The sequence below is a fragment of the Chitinophaga sp. genome (assembly GCF_019236475.1).
Classification (GTDB): domain Bacteria; phylum Bacteroidota; class Bacteroidia; order Chitinophagales; family Chitinophagaceae; genus Chitinophaga.
Genome location: NZ_JAFAIX010000010.1, coordinates 179,038 through 202,910, shown reverse-complemented (window position 1 = coordinate 202,910; position 23,873 = coordinate 179,038). Strand labels below are relative to the sequence as shown.

At 45.5% G+C, this 23,873-nt stretch carries 16 protein-coding genes; 4 read left to right on the top strand and 12 right to left on the bottom strand.

Going from position 1 to position 23,873, the window contains the following annotated elements; genetic code table 11:
• Nucleotides 1–28: 28 nt before the first annotated feature.
• Nucleotides 29–1,048 (bottom strand): rhodanese-related sulfurtransferase, encoded by a 1,020-nt coding sequence (locus JO154_RS14405; protein WP_291946675.1) that lies wholly within the window; start codon nt 1,046–1,048, stop codon nt 29–31.
• A gap of 552 nt (nt 1,049–1,600) precedes the next feature.
• Between JO154_RS14405 and JO154_RS14400 the strand changes: the two genes are divergently transcribed.
• Nucleotides 1,601–2,020: a response regulator gene (locus tag JO154_RS14400; RefSeq protein WP_291946673.1), complete on the top strand. Its 420-nt coding sequence runs from the start codon at nt 1,601–1,603 to the stop codon at nt 2,018–2,020.
• Between the two features lie 551 nt (nt 2,021–2,571).
• On the opposite strand, the gene JO154_RS14395 is transcribed toward JO154_RS14400, so the two are convergent.
• The 4 genes from JO154_RS14395 to JO154_RS14380 form a co-directional block, all read right to left on the bottom strand.
• Complete coding sequence (locus JO154_RS14395) at nt 2,572–5,085, bottom strand: DUF5686 family protein (protein WP_291946672.1); 2,514 nt, start codon at nt 5,083–5,085, stop codon at nt 2,572–2,574.
• Nucleotides 5,086–5,121: 36 nt separating this feature from the next.
• Complete coding sequence (locus JO154_RS14390) at nt 5,122–5,484, bottom strand: hypothetical protein (RefSeq protein ID WP_291946670.1); 363 nt, start codon at nt 5,482–5,484, stop codon at nt 5,122–5,124.
• Nucleotides 5,485–5,594: 110 nt separating this feature from the next.
• Complete coding sequence (locus JO154_RS14385) at nt 5,595–6,776, bottom strand: O-succinylhomoserine sulfhydrylase (RefSeq protein ID WP_291946668.1); 1,182 nt, start codon at nt 6,774–6,776, stop codon at nt 5,595–5,597.
• Between the two features lie 17 nt (nt 6,777–6,793).
• Nucleotides 6,794–7,213: an OsmC family protein gene (locus JO154_RS14380; protein WP_291946666.1), complete on the bottom strand. Its 420-nt coding sequence runs from the start codon at nt 7,211–7,213 to the stop codon at nt 6,794–6,796.
• Nucleotides 7,214–7,351: 138 nt separating this feature from the next.
• On the opposite strand from JO154_RS14380, the gene metX reads away from it, so the two are divergent.
• Complete coding sequence (metX, locus tag JO154_RS14375; protein WP_291946664.1) at nt 7,352–8,365, top strand: homoserine O-acetyltransferase; 1,014 nt, start codon at nt 7,352–7,354, stop codon at nt 8,363–8,365.
• A gap of 90 nt (nt 8,366–8,455) precedes the next feature.
• Entirely contained in the window at nt 8,456–11,335 is a 2,880-nt protein-coding gene (locus JO154_RS14370; protein WP_291946661.1) for a TonB-dependent receptor, read from the top strand.
• Between the two features lie 181 nt (nt 11,336–11,516).
• Here the strand turns inward: JO154_RS14370 and JO154_RS14365 are convergent, their stop codons facing one another.
• From JO154_RS14365 to ychF, 4 genes are all read right to left on the bottom strand, one after another.
• Nucleotides 11,517–13,055, bottom strand: a complete 1,539-nt coding sequence (locus tag JO154_RS14365; protein WP_291946659.1) for a reverse transcriptase domain-containing protein — start codon at nt 13,053–13,055, stop codon at nt 11,517–11,519.
• A 369-nt stretch (nt 13,056–13,424) separates the two neighbouring features.
• On the bottom strand, nt 13,425–15,062 hold the full coding sequence (locus JO154_RS14360; RefSeq protein ID WP_291946657.1) for an SWIM zinc finger family protein: 1,638 nt from the start codon (nt 15,060–15,062) through the stop codon (nt 13,425–13,427).
• Between the two features lie 17 nt (nt 15,063–15,079).
• Nucleotides 15,080–18,370 carry a hypothetical protein gene (locus tag JO154_RS14355; protein ID WP_291946655.1) on the bottom strand — a complete coding sequence of 1,097 codons (3,291 nt, stop codon included), beginning with the start codon at nt 18,368–18,370 and terminating at the stop codon, nt 15,080–15,082.
• A gap of 241 nt (nt 18,371–18,611) precedes the next feature.
• Nucleotides 18,612–19,715, bottom strand: coding sequence for a redox-regulated ATPase YchF (gene ychF / locus JO154_RS14350; RefSeq protein WP_291946653.1), 1,104 nt, complete (start codon nt 19,713–19,715; stop codon nt 18,612–18,614).
• Between the two features lie 121 nt (nt 19,716–19,836).
• On the opposite strand from ychF, the gene JO154_RS14345 reads away from it, so the two are divergent.
• Nucleotides 19,837–21,072 (top strand): nucleoside recognition domain-containing protein, encoded by a 1,236-nt coding sequence (locus JO154_RS14345; RefSeq protein ID WP_291946651.1) that lies wholly within the window; start codon nt 19,837–19,839, stop codon nt 21,070–21,072.
• A 206-nt stretch (nt 21,073–21,278) separates the two neighbouring features.
• Here the strand turns inward: JO154_RS14345 and JO154_RS14340 are convergent, their stop codons facing one another.
• The 3 genes from JO154_RS14340 to JO154_RS14330 form a co-directional block, all read right to left on the bottom strand.
• Nucleotides 21,279–21,776, bottom strand: a complete 498-nt coding sequence (locus tag JO154_RS14340) for a PH domain-containing protein (RefSeq protein WP_291946649.1) — start codon at nt 21,774–21,776, stop codon at nt 21,279–21,281.
• 43 nt (nt 21,777–21,819) lie between these two features.
• Nucleotides 21,820–22,119 carry a thiamine-binding protein gene (locus JO154_RS14335; RefSeq protein WP_291946647.1) on the bottom strand — a complete coding sequence of 100 codons (300 nt, stop codon included), beginning with the start codon at nt 22,117–22,119 and terminating at the stop codon, nt 21,820–21,822.
• Between the two features lie 194 nt (nt 22,120–22,313).
• Nucleotides 22,314–23,831: a bifunctional GNAT family N-acetyltransferase/carbon-nitrogen hydrolase family protein gene (locus tag JO154_RS14330; RefSeq protein WP_291946646.1), complete on the bottom strand. Its 1,518-nt coding sequence runs from the start codon at nt 23,829–23,831 to the stop codon at nt 22,314–22,316.
• Nucleotides 23,832–23,873 lie beyond the last annotated feature (42 nt).

Sequence of the window (23,873 nt, the reverse complement as noted above, 5' to 3'; positions counted from 1 at the left end):
TGTTACCCCCTCTTCCGAGTGGATTTATTTATACTTTATTTCTTCTTCGTCTTGATTTGTTGAACATCAGTCCTTTCTCAACACCCTTGCGGAGTTCAGCCTGTTCTTCTGCTGGTAAAGCATGTACTGTTTTACAATCTTCACTGCAGCAGCCATCGTATTTAGCGGCGCATTCTTCACACTGAATAAAGAGCAGATGGCAGCCATCATTCAGGCAGTTCGTATGTGTATCGCAGGGTTTACCACACTGGTGGCATTCAGAGATAATATCCTCTGTAATACGTTCTCCAAGGCGGTCATCGAATACAAAGTTTTTACCTTTGAATTTAACGGGAAGGCCTTGTGTTTTGGCTTTGTTCGTGTATTCAATGATACCACCTTCCAGGTGATACACATTTTTGAAGCCATTGTGCAACATGTATGCAGATGCTTTTTCGCAGCGGATACCACCGGTGCAGTACATGATGATGTTTTTATCTTTCTGATCTTTCAGCATATCCACTGCCATTGGCAATTGTTCGCGGAAAGTATCAGATGGTACTTCGATAGCTCCTTCGAAGTGGCCTACCTCGTATTCGTAGTGGTTTCGCATGTCTACGATAATGGTTTCAGAAGTATCTACCATTTCGTTGAAAGCCGATGCATTGAGGTATTTACCTCTGTTATCCATATCGAAGCTCGGATCCTCAATTCCGTCCGCAACGATCTTCTCGCGTACTTTAATTTTCAGCACATAGAAGGATTTGCCATCGTCATCTACTGCGATGTTGAGGCGGATGCCGTTGAGGAAGCTCACATTGTAGAGGGCATCGCGAAAGGCCTCAAAGTTGTGTTCCGGCACGCTGATCTGTGCGTTGATCCCTTCGTGGGCGACATAGATTCTTCCGAAAACTCCCAGTTTAAATAGATCCGTGTAGAGCGCATCGCGAAAAGCTTGTGGGTCTTCTATTTTCGCATATTGATAGAAAGAAACGGTGATGCGTTTGAATGTTTCTTCTTGCAGCTTGATTTTCAGTTCCGCTGCGGAAACTCTGTTGTGTAATGGCATTACATTGAAATTTTAAGGACACGTGCCTAGTGAACAAAATTTCAGCATAAAGTACTGACCTGCAATCAATAAAAAATGGGGAAACACCCCCTTCATCTATTCCTTTGTCTAATTCAGCCTACTCTGCTGTAGCAGTCGCAAAATTAGGTCAATTCTGCGGAAGAAAAAGCTGATATATGTCATGAACACATATATGATGTATTTTATTACCGATGGATATAGATTTTTTTATCCAGATATGATAACATGTCAATATTTATCGTTAATTTACGGTTAAGGGGATCAATTTCATCTGGAGTCCTGTAATTATGCAGTAAATTGCTATATTGCAGCTCCAAGTTAAAAGATTGAAGCTGATTCTTTTAAACTCGTCTTCAGGAAACGTAGGAAATTTCAAAGAAGGAAACGAGGAGAAGGTAAAGCTCGTGCTACTAGCGCGGGCTCTTCTTTGCCACGTCCTTCTGCCATCCTACGGGCTCCTGAACGATCGGTGAATGTAAGAGTCCCGCGCTTATTTTTTTGCCGGGGCGTTCTGAAACCAAAATCATGTGTATGGACCCCGCACGTTACACCGGCAGATTTCAGGAAATCAGCAGCAAAAATGTTTTAGTTATTGATAGCGATGTTGTATTTGGTCAGTCACTTAAAAGTGCGCTTGAACGTGTACATTTTGGTGTAAACCTGCAACAGGATGCTGATCTAGCACTACAACAATTACAACACCACTCTTACGATCTCATTATCTTAGACAGTTTCTGGAATCATGCGACGGTAGACTCCCTGGTCACCACCATCCGAAATACATGTGAGGCTATTGTGATTGTTTGCGCTACCATAGGCTTTGCCGAAGTAGCCAATAGATGCCGGAAAGCCGGTGCAGCAGCATATCTTGTCAAAAATTCAAATGATATTTCTTCCTTACTGGTAAATATAATTGCGCATACTTCGACCCAGGTCGCACATCGCGTATAAAAACAATTTTTCATAAAGTATAAAAACGTAAATACTGAAAGACGGCTGGTTTCTACTAGCCGTCGATTTTTTTTGGCCCCATTTCCCTATTTTTTTCGAGTCACCCATTACAGATAACATTTATGTGTGAGGAGTAGATAGTGAATAAACTGGATTATCAGATACAAATTTGCCTTAATATCTACTGGAAAAATGTTCATAAAGTGTGAAAAAGTTATTTATTGAATTCTAACTATTTGATTATTATTGTATATAATTTTAGCTTAAAGTTAAGATACCCCGATTGGCATTTGATTTGAATATAGGTTCGAGAAGATTATTGTTTAACCCAAAAATGTTATGTCATGAGTCATTATGTTACTTATTTCTTGTACGCTATTGTCGGAATATGGGTTTATCGATTATTAGCGTATTACTTCGACAGTGGTGCCAGCCGTAAAGTCAGAAAAGGCAAGTAGCCCCTTTCCAACGGCACCTTTCACAAAAAAAGTCGGGAAAAATCCGCGCCAGTGGCACGTATCTTCCCGACTTTTTATTTTCTTTATTTCCTGTTAATTGGGTTTGAGCAAGTTACCCAGCACCCCACCAAATCCAACACGCACGCCTACACGCGTATTATCCTTGCTCTGATAACCCGCAATCACATCTACACGGGCAATTTTGAAGATATTTTCTAAGCCTGCAAATACCTCTAAATAGTTATTGTCCCCATTGACATAAAAGGCATTCGCGCCCGCTACCAGGTTCCACTTCAGCCGATTGAACAATGGTATTTTATTGGTCAACAAACCATTGAAATGATGTTCTACGTTGGCGGTGGTATAGAAAGAGGCCGTAGTACTGTACAAGTAATAAGGCGCCAATTGGAAACTGTTCAGGTACTTCAGCGTATAGAAGGTTTGGTTACCATTGAAATGCTGATAGTCCGGGATCTCTACGTCCTTACTATTGAGGAATCCGCCGAGATTAACATGATATCGGAATTCACCAAAGAGTTTTAAGTTGACCGCATCTTGTATCCCCACCTTCCATTTGTCGAAGTTCACCACACTCCCAGCAATACCCGGAATACCTTTGGCGTAGCTGATTTCAAAAATAGGCGCCTTTGAACCAAACGGCACTCTCCTATCCGGCAGCTCTATAAACCGCTGCCCTGGCTGAAAATGAAAGGAAGCTTCCATCACGACGGCACTGTGTCTCTCAAACGGCACATTGGCTAATTCATATGGATGGTTCGGCAGGAACTGTTTGTTCTTACTGCCGAAGATGCTGAAATCGGTCGTATTTTCTAGTGGGATACGATTCTCGTACGTACCACTGAGGGTAAGCCTATAGTTATTTTCGAACGTACGCGTGTAAACTCCTTTGGCAAACCAGTTTTCATACAACTTCATGTAATTCTCCCGCAGGATAAGCGTATAGAATTCGTTGGCGATATTGTCAATCGGGTTTTCATGATTAAATTGGGAGACACGTTTCCCTCCAGACAATTGGAAAGCATTGCGTCCCGTTTTGTGAAAGAGTCGGCTTTCATTGGTGTAACTCAATCCCAGCCCAGCGTTGAGATGCGTATTACTCAGCCCATACCTAAAGTATGGCGATACCATCAGGGCTTCACTTTTACCCGTATTGAAAACAATGGAAGGTTCCAGCGCCAATACCAATCCCTCTACTGTATTATATTTCAGCGCCTTTAGGAGCGACTTCATATAAAACGCGTTGTACACGATGGCACTATCCCGATGGAAGTAATAGTTATGCTTTACATTGTTCCACAACACATCCATCACTTTTACGTGCCCCTGCTTACGTTGTATAGAATCGATTCTATAGCGACTCGCAGCACTATCCCTGTTGGCTTTGGCCGCACTGTCCTTTGTATGAAAATCCTGCGCCTCATAGGTTTCCAATGGCACTGGCCGGATACTATCCCAGTAAGAAACAGGCTTTTTATCAAAAGAGGAATCCAGTTTCATTACCACTTTCTCAAAGTATCTATCAGGAAGATTAGGATGCAAGTTGTAATCAGAATAAACGCTTACAAAATTACCATCCGCTTTAAATCCGAATTTCTGAAATGCAATATGTACTACCTGGTCTTTAATACGCCATACGTCTTGGTTTACGGGTACATGCGTTTGCCGGATCAATAATGTGTCCATCAATTCCAGTTGGTATTCTGGCGTAAGCAACAAGTTAGTACTGTGAATGCGCCAGTCGCCATCCGTAATGAAAATAGAACCAGAAAACAGGGGTTCAAATTTTCGTTTAGGAATCACCGTTATCTTATAAACATTCTTTCCATCTTCTATGAAAGAGCCTTCCAATCGGTATTTATAGAAGTTGAGCGCATTTTCTGCAATGGGTGAAATATAGCCTCTGGGGCCCATTTGCGTGATTACCGCCTCTACGTTGTTGTCATAGAAACTAATGAATGCAGGAAAACTCAAACCAATTCCGCCCCCACTTTTACGAGAGCTGATTACTTCCAGCTTCATCTTGTCCGGCATGCGGTAGGACACCTTGCTGACTGTTTCCGTCAAGAAAATCACGCCTTTTCCTGCGCTATCCACGCCCATATCCGCCTTATCAATTTTCTTCCCGAATAACTTATCTGGTGCTTGTCTAGATTGCAGCGTACCCTTACTGTAAGCGATACAAGTGAGTTCTTTTACCTGTTGCTGGTAGAAGCGTCTTTTCTTGATGGCCTCGCGGATGATAGCATAGGCTGGGTCTTCCCCTCCTGCCTTCACCACTACCTCTTTTACCTGCATACTCACCGGCTGCAACTGGAAATCCAGCTCCTGCACGGTTTCTTTTATCGATACTTTATGTTCTGTTTTTTTAAACCCGATATACTGGCAGATAATGACATAATCTCCAGTTGGCAGTTCCAACTGGTAATGACCAGTGGCATTGGTGGTGGTACCGTTCGTAGTTCCTTTCACCAGTACCGTAGCATAGGGCAACGGCTGATGATGATCATCCGTTACAATTCCTTTCAGCGTATTCCCTGACGCAGAAAAGCTAACCACCATGGTTAGCAGTAATAGCAGGCATCTCATTATTCCAAGATTAGATCAGTAGAACATTCCCCATTATTAAGCAGCACTTGGCGTGCTTTTAGTACTGCGTATATACGCTGCCGTTAGTCCGGCAAAGCCAGCAGCAAGGCCACCCAGCAAAGCGCTCACCACACCCATCAACGGTGCACTTTTTACCTGGAGAATAGTAATACTCATACGGTTGGCCAACAAGTGATCATTACGGATGTCCTGGTAGAATGCCAGTACCAACCACAAGATAAAGACGGCGCTAAAAGAAGAGAAAAAAGACTTTCCGGGCCTCAACGGATATAACAGGGTAATCAGGAATGCCGCGAGCGGCGCGCTCCACCAAGGAAGCGTCATTCCTGCCACATAGGCCAGGATGAGGATGAGCAAAAAATGGGCGAAGGATTTCATGATCCGAATATAGGGAATTTTTTATCTCAAAACCACGTGTACTTTCCCTTGTAAAGTTCATAAAAGAACAAAGGCGCAAAGCAGGTAATACTTTGCGCCTTTGCGGGGAATTATTTGCTGCTTTCCAGTGCCTGGAGAATATCAGCGAGGATATCTTTTACGTTTTCAAGTCCTACGGAAATTCGTATAAGCCCTGGCGTTATACCCACTGTAGCTCGTTCCTGGTCGGTGAGTTTGGCGTGGGTAGTGCTGGCCGGATGAGAGGCTATACTACGGGAGTCGCCGAGGTTGGCTGTGAGCGACAGCAGTTTTAGCGCGTTCAGGAACTTCACGCCGCTGGCAATACCGCCTTTCAGTTCAAAGCATACAATACCGCCACCGCCAGACATCTGTTTCTGCGCAATGGCATACTGTGGATGGCTAGGCAGGTATGGATATTTCACGGAACTGAGATGAGGATTGCTTTCCAGCGCCTGGGCAATTGCCAGTGCGCTCTGGGAATGGCGCTCCATCCTTACATACAGTGTTTCCAGGCTTTTGCTGAGCACCCATGCATTGAAAGGCGACATCGCTGGGCCTGTACTGCGACAGAAAGTATGTATCTCCTTGATAAGTTCTTTTTTTCCTACTACTACCCCTCCGAGCACACGTCCTTGACCATCGATCCACTTGGTAGCCGAATGGGTTACCAGGTGAGCGCCGAGTGCAATCGGACGTTGGAGGACAGGTGTCGCGAAGCAATTATCTACATTGAGAATGATATTATGTTTGGCCGCTATCTTCCCTAACAATTCCAGATCTATTATCTCCAGACCAGGGTTGGAAGGGGTTTCCACGAAGATCATTTTAGTATTAGGCTTAATCATCGCCTCGATACTGCTAGGATCGTTCATGTCGAAGTAGCTGTATTCAATGCCCCATTTGGGCAGAAACTTGGTGACCACTGTATGTGTAGAACCAAAAATGGAACGGGCAGATAACAGGTGATCCCCTGCACGCAGCAGGGCCATGAAGCTAGCAAATACGGCACTCATGCCGGATGCGGTGGCATATCCAGCCTCCGCTCCTTCCAGCACTACCATTTTTTGCACGAATTCATCTACGTTAGGATTGCTGAAACGGCTGTAGATATTGAAATCGGTTTCATCGGCGAAAGTGGCTCTCATTTCTTCTGCATCATCAAAGCAAAAGCTGGAGGTAAGGAACATAGGGGTAGAATGCTCCATCTGGTCAGTTCTGGCCGTCTGAATCCTTACTGCATTGGTTTCCGGTTGGTATTGATTTTCTTGCATGCTCGATTTTTCTATAGTTAGGCGTTCAATTTCACTTCCCAGGTAAGCCGGGTGTTGCCTTTACGCAGTGTTTCCGCCACAGAGCAGTATTTGTTCATAGACAGCTCAACAGCGCGGGCAGCCTTATCTGCATCGATATTGCCATACAGATGGAATACTAGGTGCGCATTTTCCCAAAGAGAAGGCTCTTTACCCTTTTCTCTGTCGGCTTCAATTTCGATGCGAAAATCAGTGATCTCCTGGCGCTGTTTCTTCAAGATCATCACCACATCAATGGCAGAACAGCCACCAAGGCCCATGATAATCATTTGCATTGGTCTTACGCCATTATTTTTTCCACCATTTTCTACAGAAGAATCCATCAGCACTTTGTGGCCGTTTTCATCTACTGCTTCCATATTGAATCCGTCGTCTATTCTTTGTAATGCTATCTTCATAACTATAGTTTTCTACTTCAAAGATAACTATTCATGATCATCCAACAAAGACAGCGAAAACCCTTACCAGCAGGGCCTCCTGAATTTTCATTGCATTTTTAATGATTGAAACCTTAGTTTTGCGAAAATTTTAAATCGTTGTCGGCAAAGGTATTTCACAGCAAGGAAACATTCAGACTGGAATCCGGAGAAACATTACCGGAACTGCAAATAGCATATCATACCTACGGAACCATGCTGCCCGATGGCAGTAACGTGGTGTGGATATGCCATGCCCTCACAGCCAACAGCGATGTGGCCGACTGGTGGACCGGTCTGGTGGGTGAAGGCAAGGTCATCGATCCTGCCCGCCATTTTATTGTTTGTGCCAATATCCTTGGTTCTTGCTATGGTACCTCTGGCCCTTCTGTAGACAATCCGAAGACAGGCAAGCCTTGGTACCGCCACTTCCCTGCTGTAACGGTAAGGGATATGGTACAAGCACATATCCTTCTCCGCAAGCACTTAAATATTCCACATATTCAACTGCTGGTGGGCGGCTCTATGGGTGGCTATCAGGCCATGGAATGGGCTTTGACAGAACAAGATATTATCGGTAAATTATTCCTGCTCTGCACCGGCGCAGCGGAAAGCGCCTGGGGTATTGCCATTCATACTGCTCAGCGATTGGCGATTGAAGCAGATCATACCTGGGAACAGGAAACGTCCTATGCCGGTCATAAAGGACTGAAAGCGGCAAGAGCGATTGGTATGCTGACCTATCGGAATTACCAGACTTTCGTACGCACCCAATCCGACCCAGATAAGGAAAAGACGGACCATTTCCGCGCGTCTTCCTATATCACTTACCAGGGCGATAAACTCGTAAAACGCTTTAATGCACAGTCGTACTGGCTGCTCACAAAAGCGATGGACAGCCATAATATTGCCCGTGGCCGTCATGAGGATATCACTGTCTCCCTAACGCATATCCATATCCCAGTTTTGCTCATCGGTATTACCAGCGATATTTTATGTCCGCCGGAAGAGCAACAATTCCTGGCACATCATCTCCCAAATGCTACCTATCACGAAATTGACTCCCCTTACGGGCATGATGGCTTCCTAATTGAGTTCGAAAAGATCGGAAAGATCCTACAGGACTGGTTCTAGCGAATATTTACAGTGGGATGGGTTTGATTACAGTTTTTTACTTATATTTATTAGGTATCAACTGAAATCAAACTAAACCCTCCACTGTTTATGAAAATGAATCATCTCAGGTTCTTAAAGCGAATGCTGTACCTATTGCTATTTGTCCCCAGTTTGCTCTATGCCCAGAGTCAATCGACAATTTCCGGTACTGTAAAAGACAAAACCAGTGGAAATCCGCTCTCGGGTGTAAGTATTGCGGTGAAAGGCACTAGTCAAGGGGCTGTCAGCACTAATTCCGGCGGCTTCCAGGTAAAAACCACACATGCATTTCCGTTGACCCTTGTATTTTCCTATGTAGGTTACAAAACAGAAGAGCGCACTGTTACCAGTGCCGGCGCAGATATCAATGTGGAACTGGCTTCCACAGAGATTCTAGGTCTGGAAGTGGTAGTAGCTGCCAGTCGCGTGCAGGAAAGTATTTTGAAATCACCGGTATCTATCGAAAAGCTGGATTCCAGGGCCATTAAAAACAGCCCCGCTCCTACCTTCTACGACGCTTTGGCCAATCTGAAAGGTGTTGAAATGAGCACCCAAAGTTTGACCTTCAAATCTGTCAATACCCGCGGTTTCAATGCCAATGGTAATACCCGCGTATTGCAACTGACAGACGGTATGGACAACCAAGCTCCTGGCCTGAACTTCTCCGTAGGTAATATTGTAGGTATTTCCGAGCTGGATATGGACAATGTGGAGCTGATTCCTGGCGCCGCATCTGCCCTTTATGGTCCTAATGCGTTGAATGGTATCGTACTGCTGAACAGTAAGAACCCTTTCCAGTATCAGGGGCTGAGTGCAAATGTAAAATCTGGCATCATGAACGATGGAGGTCGTACTTCCGCTACCACCGGCTATTACGACGTGGCAGTACGTTATGCTAAAGCCTTCAACAATAAATTTGCGTTTAAACTCAACTTCGGATATATCAAAGCAGACGACTGGCAGGCCCATGATCGCCGCGATCAGAGCCTCGCCAATGGTCATACCCTCGCCGATGGTACTCGTGCCAATAACGAGGCTTATAATGGCGTAAACGTCTATGGCGATGAGCTGGCACAGAACATGACTGCCGCCATGGGCCAACAAGCTGCTAATCCAGGCAGCCAGTTGTCGCAAACACTGGCAGGAGTAGCTGCACAATTGGGCAATACTGTTACCCCAGGTCAGATACTTGCAGCAGCGATGCCTGGACTGGCAAATGGTTTCGTTACCCGCACCGGCTATGATGAAAAAGATGTAGCGGATTACAATACCAAAAACATGAAGTTCAATGCCGCTTTCCACTATAAAATTCACGATAACCTGGAAGCCTTGATCCAAGGTAGTTACGGTACTGGTACCACCGTGTATACTGGGGCCGACCGTTATGCGATCAAGAACTTCAAAATGGGTCAGTATAAGGCGGAATTAAAAGGTTCTAACTTCTACGTTCGTTTGTACACCACACAAGAAAGATCCGGCGATAGCTATGCCATTGGTACCTTAGCTTCCGGCATCAACGAAGCCTGGAAAACAAGCCAGGTATGGTATCAGCAGTATTTCGGTACTTATGCCACCCAATCTATAGGCGCTTTCGCGCAGGCATATGGTGCAGCCCTCGCAGGTGGCGCAACACCAGCACAAGCACTCGCCACCGCCCAGCAGGCAGTGAATTCCAATAGAGGCATGTTTGCTACCAGCGCCAGAACAGTGGCAGATAACGGTCGTTTCCTGCCAGGATCTGATCAGTTCAATGCCGCCGCTGATAAAGTGAAAAGCAAACCTATTCCAGGTGATGCTACCGGCGTTGGCGCTAGATTTATGGACAAAACGAACCTCTACCAGGCAGAGTTTATGTATAACTTCAAAGATCTCGTGAAGTTTGCTGAAATCCTTATTGGTGGTAACTATCGCGTATATGAACTGAACTCTGAAAAAACACTGTTTGCCGTAGATGATAACGGTAATGAGTTCCGTGTAAAAGAATATGGCGGTTATGTACAGGCCATGAAAAATATCCTGAATGAACATGTGAAACTGACTGGATCTTTGCGTTATGATAAGAACCAGAACTTCAAGGGGCAGTTCAGTCCACGTTTATCTGCGGTATATACCTTCCTGGAATCTCATAATATCAGGGCTTCCTACCAAACAGGTTTCCGTATTCCTACCAACCAGGATCAATACATCGACCTGTTGACGCCACAAGCAAGACTGATCGGTGGTTTACCATTCCTGCGTGAGCGTTATCACCTGAATACAGGACCGCTGTTCACCCTGGAATCCGTACAGGCAGGACATCCTACACAGTACACCTTCCGTGATTTTGAACCTGAAAAAATCCGCGCATGGGAACTGGGCTACAAAGGCTTGTTTGCACAGAAACTCCTCGTGGACGCTTATGTGTACATCAACAACTTCAAAAACTTCAATGGTCCGCAAATCCTTGTACAGCCTACAGCTACCGGACAAAATATCTTCTCCGTACCTGTTAGCTTGGATAAGGATATCAAATCTTGGGGCTGGGCGCTGGGTGTAGATTATTCCCTGCCACAGAACTTTGCCGTAGGCGGTAACATCTCTTACAATGAACTGGTAACGAAAGACCTGGGCAGCTTCTTGCCAATGTACAACACGCCGAAAGTACGTTACAACCTGTATGTAGGAAACCGCAACATTGCGAAATCCAATATCGGGTTTAATGTTACCTGGAGATGGCAAGATCAATTTGTATGGCAGTCTTCTTTTGTAAGCAATGCTGTGAATGTGTCCAGCCAGGGTGTTATTCCTGCATATGGTACACTGGATGCACAAGCCAGCAAATTCTTCCCTAAAGCCAAAACTACCGTTAAACTGGGTGGTGCTAATATCCTGAATAGATCTTATGTACAGTCATGGGGTAACCCTACGGTGGGTTCTCAATGGTATGTATCTTTGGGATATAACCTGTAAGGTTAATCGAAATTTATAAGCCATAAAATGGCTATATCAAAAACCGAAAATGACGTCTGCGTCATTTTCGGTTTTTGTTTTTTCATCGTCTCTAGCCAGTGGCAAGGACGACAGGTAGGAACTCTCCCCCCTGAAGTGACGTTTCATCACTTCAGGGGGGAGAGTTTTAGGAACCTTTTATTTAAATTACTTTCCACCAAGGTTTTTCCGGAGCGGAAGGCTTAGGCGGAGCAGGTGTTTCAGGTGGTGTTGGTGTTTCGGGAGACACGGAGCCCTCTTGCTGCGGTTGTTCCTCATTTTTCCAAATGGCCTGTGCTTCTGCTTTGATATCTGCACGACTAAACAATGCCGCCAGTTGGGCTTTTAGTTTATTGCCTTGTTCGGGTTTCACCATCGCTACGAAGTTGGCATAACCCTCCATGCTGGCGATGATGCTACCTTTGCCCCATTTTTTCCCAGAGAGGCCAGTCAGTTCTACCTGATGTAACAATGCGCGGAATTTACGCAAGGTGGTTCTGTCGATACTGAGTTTCTCATTTACGACGATACCTGTTACCTCGTGCCTATCCCCTTTACGCATTACTTTCAGCTTATCAGGATGGAGTACAAAGCCTTCTTCCGCCACCACTTTCTTTACAGCCCAGAGCAATTGGCCCACTTTAGTGGCCGCGTCTCCCTTGGCAGAAAAAGTCATATCATCCGCATATCGCGTATAGGCGTAACCGTATTTGGTAGAAAGTCCTTCAAACCTACGATCCATTTTAAAGCAGATCAGGTTTGTAATAGCAGGACTGGTAGGTGCTCCCTGCGGCAGCACCCTAGCCGTTTTAGCTACATAGTACTTTCTGCCGTCCAGGATGATTTCATCTACTTCTGGTTCCGTACAAATGAGGCCCAGGATAGTGGCTACCTGCTCGCTGTAACCCAACTTGCAGAATAACCCCTTTACTCTTTTATAAGCGATACCTGGGAAGAAATCTTTTAAATCAATATTGACAACAACATCTTTGCCTATATGCGGCTGTGCGTTGGTAACGATGGAACGCCCACGCACAAAGCCATTGGCTGCATTGCTATTGGAAATTTTATAGAGGATATTTTCCAGTATCCAATGCTGGGCAGCTTTCAACTGTGGCATTGGTGCGGAGATCGTGCGTACACCACCGGATTTCTTCGGAATCTGGAAACGCTGATAATGCGTGGTAGTACCCACACTGCGATTGAATGCGAGGAAGCGCAATTTACCGAGTGCCAGTTGCATCCCATCTGCCAGTTGTTGGGCATTGTGATAAACGGGCAAACCGAAATGCTGCAACTGCGCTTCGTTGGAGGTATTTTTATTCAGCCCAGCGGAAACGGTTTCACCTAGGTAGATGATATCTTGTTGTTTCTTTTCCGCCCATGCAGTTGCGCGTTCAATGCGTTTTTGTTCGTTGCGCTTTTTGGTTTCAGCGCGTTTCAACTTCGCCTTTGCCATGCGTTCTTTACGCATGTCTGTGAGAAGACGTTGCTTATTTTTATACTTGGCTTTTTCCTGTAACAGTTCATTGAGCTGACGTTGCAGCCCTCCTTCCTGTTGGATGAGCGTTTCAGGAACAGATGGTTTATTGACATCTCTGGCCCAGAAGCCTAGGCGTGTCATTTCTTCAAGTATGAATTCTTCTTTGGAAGACTGGCGAATTCTATCGTACAGTTGTTGACGGGTTAAACCTTCCGGCATAAGTAGTTCATTAAAGTACCTAAAAATTTGCTGGATATAACCGCCGGGGAGAGAGAGCTCGAAATTTATAAAGAGGAAAGGGCGCTTCGTGCAAACCATTGACTAAATCAATCAACTCCAGGGAGGGGCGTACTATATCGATATTTAAGCCCCAGGGGCTTGTACCGTAAATATTGATATAGTACGCCCCTCCCAAAGTAAAGATTGCATTTAGTGAAGCATGTATAGTCAGAATACCTGAATGACGAAACATCATTCATCTCCATGAAGGAGCGCAAGTGCAATCAATTCCTCTTTATAAAGATCTTGTGTTCAATGTGACGGCAAGTTATATAATAATTTCAAATAACAAAAATTATTTGCATGAAATTATTTTACAGCATATGCTTTTCTCAGTGCTAACATGTGTTTGCACGGTCCTTTGTAAAGTTTATTCTGACGATAAAAATCACAATCGCATTGTGCGTTGGTCATTCTTTCATCAGCATCGATGGTCATTATAGGATGGTATGCACGATTAGCCGTTACCGTTCCTTTCAGTTGTGTACCTGATCCTATAATTTCGTTCGCAGTGAACTTCACACGATTCTCTCTAACAAGGACTTCCGCCTGCTCTTCTTCTGGACTACTGAAACGCAGCAGGTCCATTGGCAGTGGTTCCCGACTCAATTCACGAAGTCGGTATAATCCGGTATGCAGATCGTAAATTACTTTACCTGCTTGTGTGAACAGTCCGAGCGCACCGAGTACAGTAGCGCTACTCAGGCCAGTGGCTTTTGCCAGGTCCTGACCTGAACTCATCCATTTTGATTTCAAAGCATTGTAAACCGTATGCTTCTCTCCTTCTGTTGCTTCCGCTCTTGGCGCCATCAGATCAAACTGACCAGCTCTAGACCAATCGTTAGCAGTCCAACCAGAAAGACCTAAAGTAAACTGCATATCGCCGAGGTCCGCTACGTAGAAGGAAGGCAAACCTGTGCCCATCAAGTGAATGGTGAACTTCTTCGCAATAGGGATTAGGCGCTCCAGTATGAGGAGTCGGCGTCTCCCCCATATACGAATTTCGCGTGCCTGATTTCCTGTGTATAACGATCTCGCACATACGATTTCTTTATTCCAAGGTTCAAAGACAGCTCTGACAGGTTTTCCAGGCTCCAGGATAAAACGAATGGAACGAGGCCCTTTCTTTTCTTTGAAGCGACGTAGCCAAGAACAGAAATTATATACATCCATTGGATGCAGATCGAAACTGCTGGCAGGCAATGTCATAGCGGAGCTAACCTGGAGGAAGCCTCTTACCCAGCTATCCGGCAGATCAATTTTCACTTCATGATACAGTTCTTCCTGGCTTGTTTGTACCTGAAATCCTCCTGGATCTATGCGGAAATCTGTTTCTTTATAGTCGCGTATTTTCTGGAACTCATCGTACAACGCAGATGAATAGTCGATATTCGTGGTACCGCATTCAAACTCATTGATTTCACGAAACACGTTATAATTGGCGCTCAGCTTACCGTAGGTAGATTCATCCTGACTGAAACATTCGAAGAATACTTCATCCGGATGTACGCTGATCACTGGGTCCAGCACAAACCAAGCATCTTTATCTTTCTCATAGAGATAATCAAAGTACTGGCGTTTGGCCTTATTGAAGGGACCCATCACTTTATCTTTCTCATCTCTTACTTGTCGTAGTGATGTTTCCAGCGCTTTAATGCGCTCGTTGGCAGCATCTACATCATAGCTGTTCATGTATTGCGCCAGCCATAACGATTCTTGTTGTGCTGCCCATTCTTTATAGGCTGTTTTATCTTTTGGTTTAAACCGCAGATCAGATACCACCACATCGTGGAGGGCGGAAATAGCCTCGCGGAAGGCGATTTTCTTATTCAGTTTGCCTACAAAAAAAGTAGGCGCCCGGTGTGTATCCGGCGCAAAAGAGATACCGGAGCTACTGGCATCACTGAACACCTGGGAGTTACCGCTATATCTATAGTTGAATAACATAAATGGATAAACGATTTTTAATGCAGGCGTACTGCGGGTTCAACAAATTGGATAGGCAGGGTGATCTCGTACTGCTGGCTGATATTGCGCATGATGCTGATACATCTGGCCTTATCCCCTATGGCTACCGTTGCGGAAATATCTGCGATGATCGTACCAATGAAACTTGCTGCTTCCGCAGATTTCAGTGATTCCGTTTCCAGGAAAGCGAAGATACGCTCTTTGGCTACCCTGGCTTTATTCACGCGGGTCAATACAGAACGGAAGTAGTGTTCCATTGATTTAATATAATCCAGGTTGCCCGCTGCATAATTTGTAAGATAGCTGGTGGCGAAGATCTGCATAGTCGTACTAGGATGCTGACTCAGTTTCAGGAGATACTGCGGTCCATCTTCTGCTTTGAAGAAACGCATTAGCAGTTCTCTTCCGAAACGCTGAATATCAGGTCGTACGCTGTCCGCGAGGGCAATCAAGCTTTCTGGACTCCAATCTTCTTCTTTAAAAACAGATCCGAAATATTCGATCGCAAATTTCCGGGTGTCGTCCCATTTGCTGTCCAGCAGGGCTACTGCCCCATCTTTTTCCGTACGAATGCGGGCTTCATTCTCCCGATAGTAGCGCCAGCACCACTCTCTTGCTTGTAACAGTTCATGTGCGCCAGTGGCAATGATCTGTTTCATTGTGAGGGTATTAGCAGGAATATATTTCTCCAGTACCACCAGGCCGAATTCTTGGGCTGGGCGGTAATTGGCATAGAGTAAACGTAATGCCGTAGCGGTGTCGATATCATGCAGGTAGCCCACTAATTCTGTGCTGAGCAAATTAGCGATATCAGCGTGCGCACCTTCGGATTTTTCCGTACGCATCAGCATTGGTACCAGTTCATTGACCAACCAGATAGCCAGCCGTTCATCCAGCGGGATAAGGCGTTTCAGCACCTGAGCGGATTGTCTTCTGACACCTTTAAAAGAGGCCGTACAGCAGAACAAGATAAACTGTGGTCTGCGTAGCAATTCTGCATCTGTCATCCTACGAATCAAAGCAAAACCAGCTTCTCTTAGCGGACCATATTCACTTTCGAGGAGCTTTTCCAGCATTTCGCCGGAGAGGACATCAAAGTTGAAAGTATCCGTTTTGAGCAGCAGTAAGCGCACCGCAAATGCTTGTACTGCAACAATATCTCTCGACATGAGGTCATTGATGACCTGCATATCTATCTCTTTTAATATGGTCGCACAATATTGTTCTACCATGCGACAAGCTTCCGTGATCACATGATTGGTTGCATCGTCTTTGGCTTCTACCACCATCAACCAAGAAGTAGCTTTACCAGCGAGGGCTTGCGCCTGTTCAGTAGACATCTGCTCTGGTGGATAGATTTCTACAAGGAATTTCCGCACCTCATCATATGGAGAGAAGATAAGATCCAGCAGGAACGCCGTATCGGCCAGCAGTCTATCCTTGCCTTCCTTGATCCATTGCAATGCCTGCTCTCTCACCTGTTGCTGCGGGCACAGCGACATGGCTTTCAGCAGTTTCAGGGATGGCGCAGCAGGATTGTATTTTTCTCTGGCCAGTTCCAATCCAAATAATGGCGGAATGGTCAGGCGATTAAAGAGGAACGCGATGATGATATCTTCGTCTATGCGTGCTTTAATTTCTTCATAGCGTTCATGTGCTTTCAACTGTTCCAGCGCGAAAGCGTGCACCTGCTCCATTTGTCCGCCGATGAGCAGTTGAATAAATGCCTCCGGCATCTGTTTCCAGAGCGATAGGAAAGGAATATCGGAATGTACTTCCGGTTGATTTTCCGGCTGATATTCCGATGGTTGCGCAGTCAGGTGTTTATCTGTATTCAGCCAACTGAAGAGCTTCTTCATGAGGCTTCCACTCGCTCTCTTTTCCAGATCTGGATTAGGTTGCGCTCTACGTGTATTCGTATCCGTGGTCTCTTTCGGTTTGAACATCCACTCCTCTTTACCAGAAAGGTATTGTAGTTCCGGAGCATTACCGCGGATAATATAGGTCAGGAAAACTGCTTTCGAGTTTTCCGGGAATTGTCTATCGATCGTAGTATATCGATTATTGACGTATTTGTATACACGGTCCTGGTAAGCATTAGACGCGTCTACCTCCTGGGAATGCTGGAGCAGTACCGCGGTAGCGAGGCGAACATAATGGTCTTCCCCATCCTGTCCCAGACGTTTCAGGCGGCGGAGTAAGCGTCTGGTAAAGTACCGGCGTGTTTTATGGGAGAAGGCAATGCGACTGCCTGGTTTCTTGATTTCGGAATGTGCCTTTACAAAATCCTGTAGTTCTGGAATATAGATTTCCGGCTGCCAGCCTTCTTCTGGCTTCGCTGGCATATGGAACATAGGTTTTGAGAGGTACAAACGTTTTGCCAGCAGGGCCACTATGATATGGTCATCTTTCATTTCCGCCTGCTTGTAAATATGGCGGATATGTTGGAACCAGGATGGACGCAGCGGCAATTGTGCGATCAATGGAATCAGCGCCTGACGCACGATCGGGTAAGCGGCAGACAGCAGGTACAGGTCCTCCAACACCGTGTATTGGGGCAGGATTTGCTGCATGATATGATTCGCCATGATGCTGTACAGATCACGGGCAATGCCTCTGTCGATCGAGAACCTGATTACATCCGGCAGTCCATTATAATATGGCTGGAGGAAGGCTGCTTGTTCTTCTTCTGGCAGCAGCATGGTAACGCCGTTGGCGGCCAGCATCCGGATATTCAGCGGGTAGGCGCTGTTTTCCGCGTAGGCTTTCAGGGCAGGGATAGCGGCTGGATCTCCGGCGCGACTCATCGCCCAAATGGCGGAATAGCGCTGGAGGGCATCTTTGCGATCGCCCTGACGGATAATATAAGGAGCAGCTTCACGGATTTTTTGTTCTCCGGCTCTCCAGATAATGCGGGAAGTTTTCCAGGCATGTTTGCCGCCTGGTTTGCCCTGTAAACGTTTTAGAATCGCTTTGTGACGGGGATTGAGCACATCTACCGAGGTATCCTCGCCCACAGACTCCAATTGTTCCTGGACGGCCGACTCCTGTTCTCCGATGTATCCTTTGCTACGTTTTTCTTTTTCCAATGCATCGAATATGGTTGTCGCGCTAGCCAGGGGTACGGGGCTGGCAGTTTTGGTTCCCTCTTTCAGGTTGGCTCCTCGTTTACCGTATCGAAAGTTGACAAGGTATTGATCCGGCCCTACTTCACACAAGTCGATTTCATAGGTCTTGTCTGAGTTCCCTTCCCTAAAGAAGAGCTTCACATTCCTGACGAATTTCATGAGTTAACTAATTAGGACGGCTAAGCTAATAAATTATCAGGTGATTAGAGATGAATTATGCATTTTTATTTTAATATATATAGTATTTTTTTATCATATGGCAGTGTTTAGGGAGACATCATCTAATCTGGGAGGCAGGCGTCCAACTTATCATGGGGGCATAAATAGCGAAGGGCCGGATTGCTCCGGCCCCTCTTTGTTGTAACCTTCATGAACAAACATGAAGTATTGTTATGTATAATTACACGTTAAAGCGGAAGTGCATTACATCGCCATCGGCAACGATGTATTCTTTACCTTCAATTCTGAGGCGGCCGTTATCGCGGGCACCAGATTCAGAACCGAATTTCACGAAATCCTCATAACCAATTACTTCAGCTTTGATGAAGCCTTTTTCGAAATCGGTATGGATAACGCTAGCAGCCTGAGGCGCTTTCCAACCGCGGTGGATAGTCCAAGCGCGAACTTCCTGCACACCAGCAGTGAAGTAAGTGATCAGTTGGAGCAGATCGTAAGCGGAGCGGATTAAGCGGTTGAGGCCTGGTTCAGTGAGACTGTATTCAGAGAGGAACAGTTCTTTATCCGCAGGATCTTCCATTTCGGAGATCTGTGCTTCTATAGAGTTGTTCATGATGATTACCTGGGCGCCTTCTTCTTTAGCCGCTGCAGAGAGGGCTTCGGAGAATTTGTTACCGGTATGGATAGAAGCCTCGTCTACGTTGGCAACATACAGTACTGGTTTGGCGGTCAGCAGGAAGAGGTCGGCAATGGCCACGCTGTCTTCCTTGCTAAGGTTCAGTTCGCGGATGTTGCGGCCCTGTTCCAGGTGTTCCTGACATTGTTTCAGGATTTCGAACTCTCTTTTCGCTTTTGGATCACCGCCGGTTTTAGCCATTTTCTCTGTACGTGCGACTTTTTTCTCCACACTTTCCAGATCTTTCAACTGTAATTCGGTATCGATGATGCCTTTATCGCCCACCGGGTGGATGGGACCTTCATCACGGAGGATATTATCGTCTTCAAAGCAGCGGATAACATGTACGATCGCATCCACTTCGCGGATATTGGCCAGGAACTTGTTTCCCAGACCTTCGCCTTTGCTGGCGCCTTTTACCAGACCGGCAATATCCACAAACTCAATGGTAGTAGGTACTACGCGGTTAGGTTTAACCAGCTCTTCCAGTTTCATGAGGCGGGTATCGGGGACATCCACGAGGCCCACATTGGGTTCAATAGTACAGAAACGGTAGTTGCTGGCTTGCGCTTTAGCGCTGTTACTCACCGCGTTAAACAAAGTTGATTTTCCGACATTCGGCAGTCCTACGATTCCTACTTGCAAAGCCATTTAAAAAAAATTTGCGCAAAGATAGTGTTTAATTTCTTACTCTCAAAGGGTTATAAAGCCTTATCAGCTTTGGTGGATAGAAACAAAAAACTATCTTCACGCATTAAACATTTGAAAACTCATGGCTTTAAACTATGTCTGGCTGGCATTCTTCCTCATTTCTTTTGTAGTTGCCTTGTTCAAGACCTTTATCCTGCAGGATACCGCGGTATTCGGGGCAGTAATGAACTCTATGTTAACCAACGCCAAGGCGGGAGCTGAAATTTCGCTGGGCCTGGCGGGTATCATGACCTTCTGGCTAGGTATCATGCGTGTGGGTGAAGCTGGCGGTATGATCCAGCGGTTTTCCAATTTCGTGAACCCTTTCTTTTCCAAGTTATTCCCGGAAGTGCCTAAAGGGCACCCTGCAATGGGTTCCATGTTGATGAATTTCTCCGCTAGTATGCTGGGAATGGACAATGCCGCTACCCCTATGGGCCTCAAAGCCATGAAAGAGCTGCAGGAACTCAATCCCAAGCCGGAGGAAGCCAGCAATCCCCAGATCATGTTCCTCGTGCTGAATACCGCCGGGGTGATCCTAATCCCTACTTCCGTCATTGCATTGCGCCTTTCCGCACATGCCGCCAATCCGGCAGATGTATTCATCCCTATCCTGATTTCCACGTTTATCGCATTTATTGCCGGGATGTTTACCGTATCTATCTATCAGAAAATCAACCTGTTTAAATTACCAGTACTGATTTTCCTCTTAGGCTTCGGCGCCTTATTATCAGGACTCTACTTTTGGGTTAAAACGATGCCACCAGATCAGATCGGGCCTCGTACGGCGAGCTTGGGTGGCGGTATCATATTCGCCATAGTGGTGTCTTTCTTAGCTGCTGGCATTATCAAAAAAATAAATGTGTATGATACTTTTATAGAAGGTGCTAAAGAGGGTTTCCAAATTTCTGTAAGGATCATTCCTTACCTCGTGGGTATCCTCGTGGCGATTGGGGCTTTCCGAGCCACTGGTTGCATGGATTACTTGGTGAATGGCATTGGTAGTCTCTTTGCCGCGATGGGATTGAATACAGATTTCGTACCTGCGTTGCCGGTAGCCTTCATGAAGCCATTGAGCGGCAGTGGCTCCAGGGCGCTAATGGTGGAAATCCTGGAACATAACGGCCCAGATTCATTTGCCGGTCGTATTGCTAGCATCATTCAGGGAACTACAGAAACTACTTTTTATATCTTGGCCGTGTACTTTGGCTCTGTGAATATTAAGAAAACAAGGTATGCACTTACGGCAGGATTGATAGCGGATTTCTGCGGGATCGTTTCAGCTATTTTGCTGGGGTATTTGTTCTTCCATCAGTAAGTAATGGTGCGATCGTTTCTATTAATGATATAAAAAACGGGAAGGGAAGTCTGCGACTTCCCTTCCCGTTTTTTTATTTTTCGTTGTCCCTGCCCTGCGGGCAGGGACAACAGGCAAGAACGTTTTGCCTTCATTTCCTTTGGGCATGTTTGATTATTAGCTGGGCAGGAACGACAGGCAAGAGCGTATAGCTGTAAGCGTTATACTTATTTTACTTCGTTGATGATTTTATTTACTTCTCGGATGAACTCCGCCGAGTTACTCGGACTAATCACCCATTTGGTAGTAGCGGATTCTATCAACACCATATGTTCGTTGTTAGTACACCAACGCTGATAATCACCCAGTTCCACTGATCTATAGGCGCCGAGGTAACCAAATACGCCCCCACTGGCAAATACCCTTGCACTTTGGCCTAAGTCTTCCTCTTCAATGCTTCTTAAACGCAGTACCTCTTCCAGCGGAATGGTAATTGTACGTAAATGGCCCTTGATAATGATACTAGTAGCGGTCAACAGGTAATACCGTGGACTGTAACACCATGCCAGCAACAAGGCCGGGATAAGTATAAACAGCATAATGGTGGTAGCCATAGATGAGTTGGAAACTGCTGTTGCCTGCCGAAATCCGATCAGCATTATCAGGATAATCAAAAGATGGGTCGTGATCTTTGAAGCTTTATCCTGTTCCGCAGCGTAACGCATAGTCTATCCTTTTAATTACAAGAAGAAAGATAGAAAAAAAAATTTATATACTATCATACTTGCCTGTTTTTTCTTCCATAGTGACATCGGCATCTTTTCTTATCTGCATTTTTATATACACCAGCAACTGCGATGCTCCTGCTTTAAAACATACTTCCTGGGCTTTACGCACTACTTCCATGAGTTCTTCGTAGGTGCCTTCCATGACCGTTTCAAAAGGGCATACCCTATATTTTACACCGGAGTCTTTGATCACCGCAATCGCTTCGTCTACTACTGCATATACCTGCTCTGAAGGCACGGAAGGGATGATTTGGAGGGCTAAATTGATGGTCTTGCTCATCTTTTAATCTTTTGCTTTTCTATTGATTATTAATTATTTACAAACGTTGATTAAAGCACAGGATGAAAACCTGTGCCTATAAAAGTAATACAACCACATTGAAAATGAGTACAAAAGATCCGGGCTTTATTAAAGTAATACTATCGGTAGTGACTTCCATCTACCTAAAAATCAAATAATTAAATCTTAAATAATCATTTCTTAACCTCTACGACTTTATACAAATCATTTCGTATATCCTTCATTGTTTGTACGCTTCCAAAAGCATGCAATTCCTTCAGCAATACTAGGTCCACATCTGCGATGACCACCATCTCGGTATTGGGAGTGGCATCCGCCACAATACCCGTTACAGGGAACTGGAAATCGCTGGGGGTAAGTACACAACTTTGTGCATATTGCAGGTCCATATTATTCACCTTGGGCAAGTTCCCGATACACCCGGCAATGGCGACGTAACACTCATTTTCAATAGCCCGGGCCTGCGCACAGAAGCGCACCCGGTTGAAAGCATGTTGCGTATCCGTCATGAAAGGCACAAAGAGAATCTGCATACCCTGCTCCGCCAATATGCGGGAAGGCTCTGGAAACTCCACATCGTAACAAACCTGAATACCTATTTTACCACAATCGGTATCAAAGACCTTTATCTCATTACCACCCTTGATACCCCATGCCGCCACCTCACTGGGGGTCGGATGAATTTTCGTATATTCTTCATGGGTACCATCTCTGCGGCAGAGGTAGGAAACATTGTACAAGGCCTCGTCGATAACTATGGGCATGCTACCGCAGATGACATTCACATTGTAGGAAACGGCAAACTGCTGCATGGCTTCCCGGATCTGTTCCGTATACTTGGCCACTCCCCTGATGGCCCCCGCTGGGTCCAGTTGATTGAATTCCGCCATGAGCGGCGCATTGAATAATTCAGGAAACACTACAAAATCGGACCCATAATCACTAACAGCATCGATGAAAAATTCGACCTGTTGGAGGAACCCTTCTAGTCGATAATCACGCATCTGCCACTGTACCAACCCAATACGCACCGTGGATTTCGTATTCCGGATATTATCTTTATCAGGTTCATAGTAAATGTTATACCATTTCAGCAAAGTGGCAAAGCCTTTACTGGCTTCATCCGTGGGTAGATAATTTCGTAGAATCTTCGTCACCTGGAAATCGTTCGAAAACTGAAAGGTGAGTGTAGGGTCGTAAATTTCTTTATCGCGGACTTTCTCGATATACTGCCGGGGCGTCATTTTATTCGCGTACTTTTCAAAATTGGGAATACGCCCACCAGCTACAATCCCTTCCAAGTTACGTTGTTCACAGAGGTTTTTACGGGCATCGTACAAACGGCGGGCTAGTCGCTGCCCCCGAAAATCAGGATGCACGAAAACTTCGATGCCATATAAAATATCCCCTTTGGGATTATGGGTATTGAAAGTAAAATAGCCAGTCACCTGTTCGTAGGTATGATCGTCTCCGAATTTATTGTAATCCACAATGATAGACAGTGCGCAACCGACCACTCGATCATTCACCGTCACGGCAATTTGTCCTTCAGGGAAAATATTGATCAAATGGCGGATGGTAGGTTCGGGCCAATAGCTGCCGTGCATATCGGCGTAGGCAGAGACCATAGATTCTTTCAGGTCAAAGTAATCTTCTGCAGTGAGATTTCTGATTTCTACGATATCGGACATAAAATTGATTGAACTATATATAAGTTAACACTTTTCTTACAA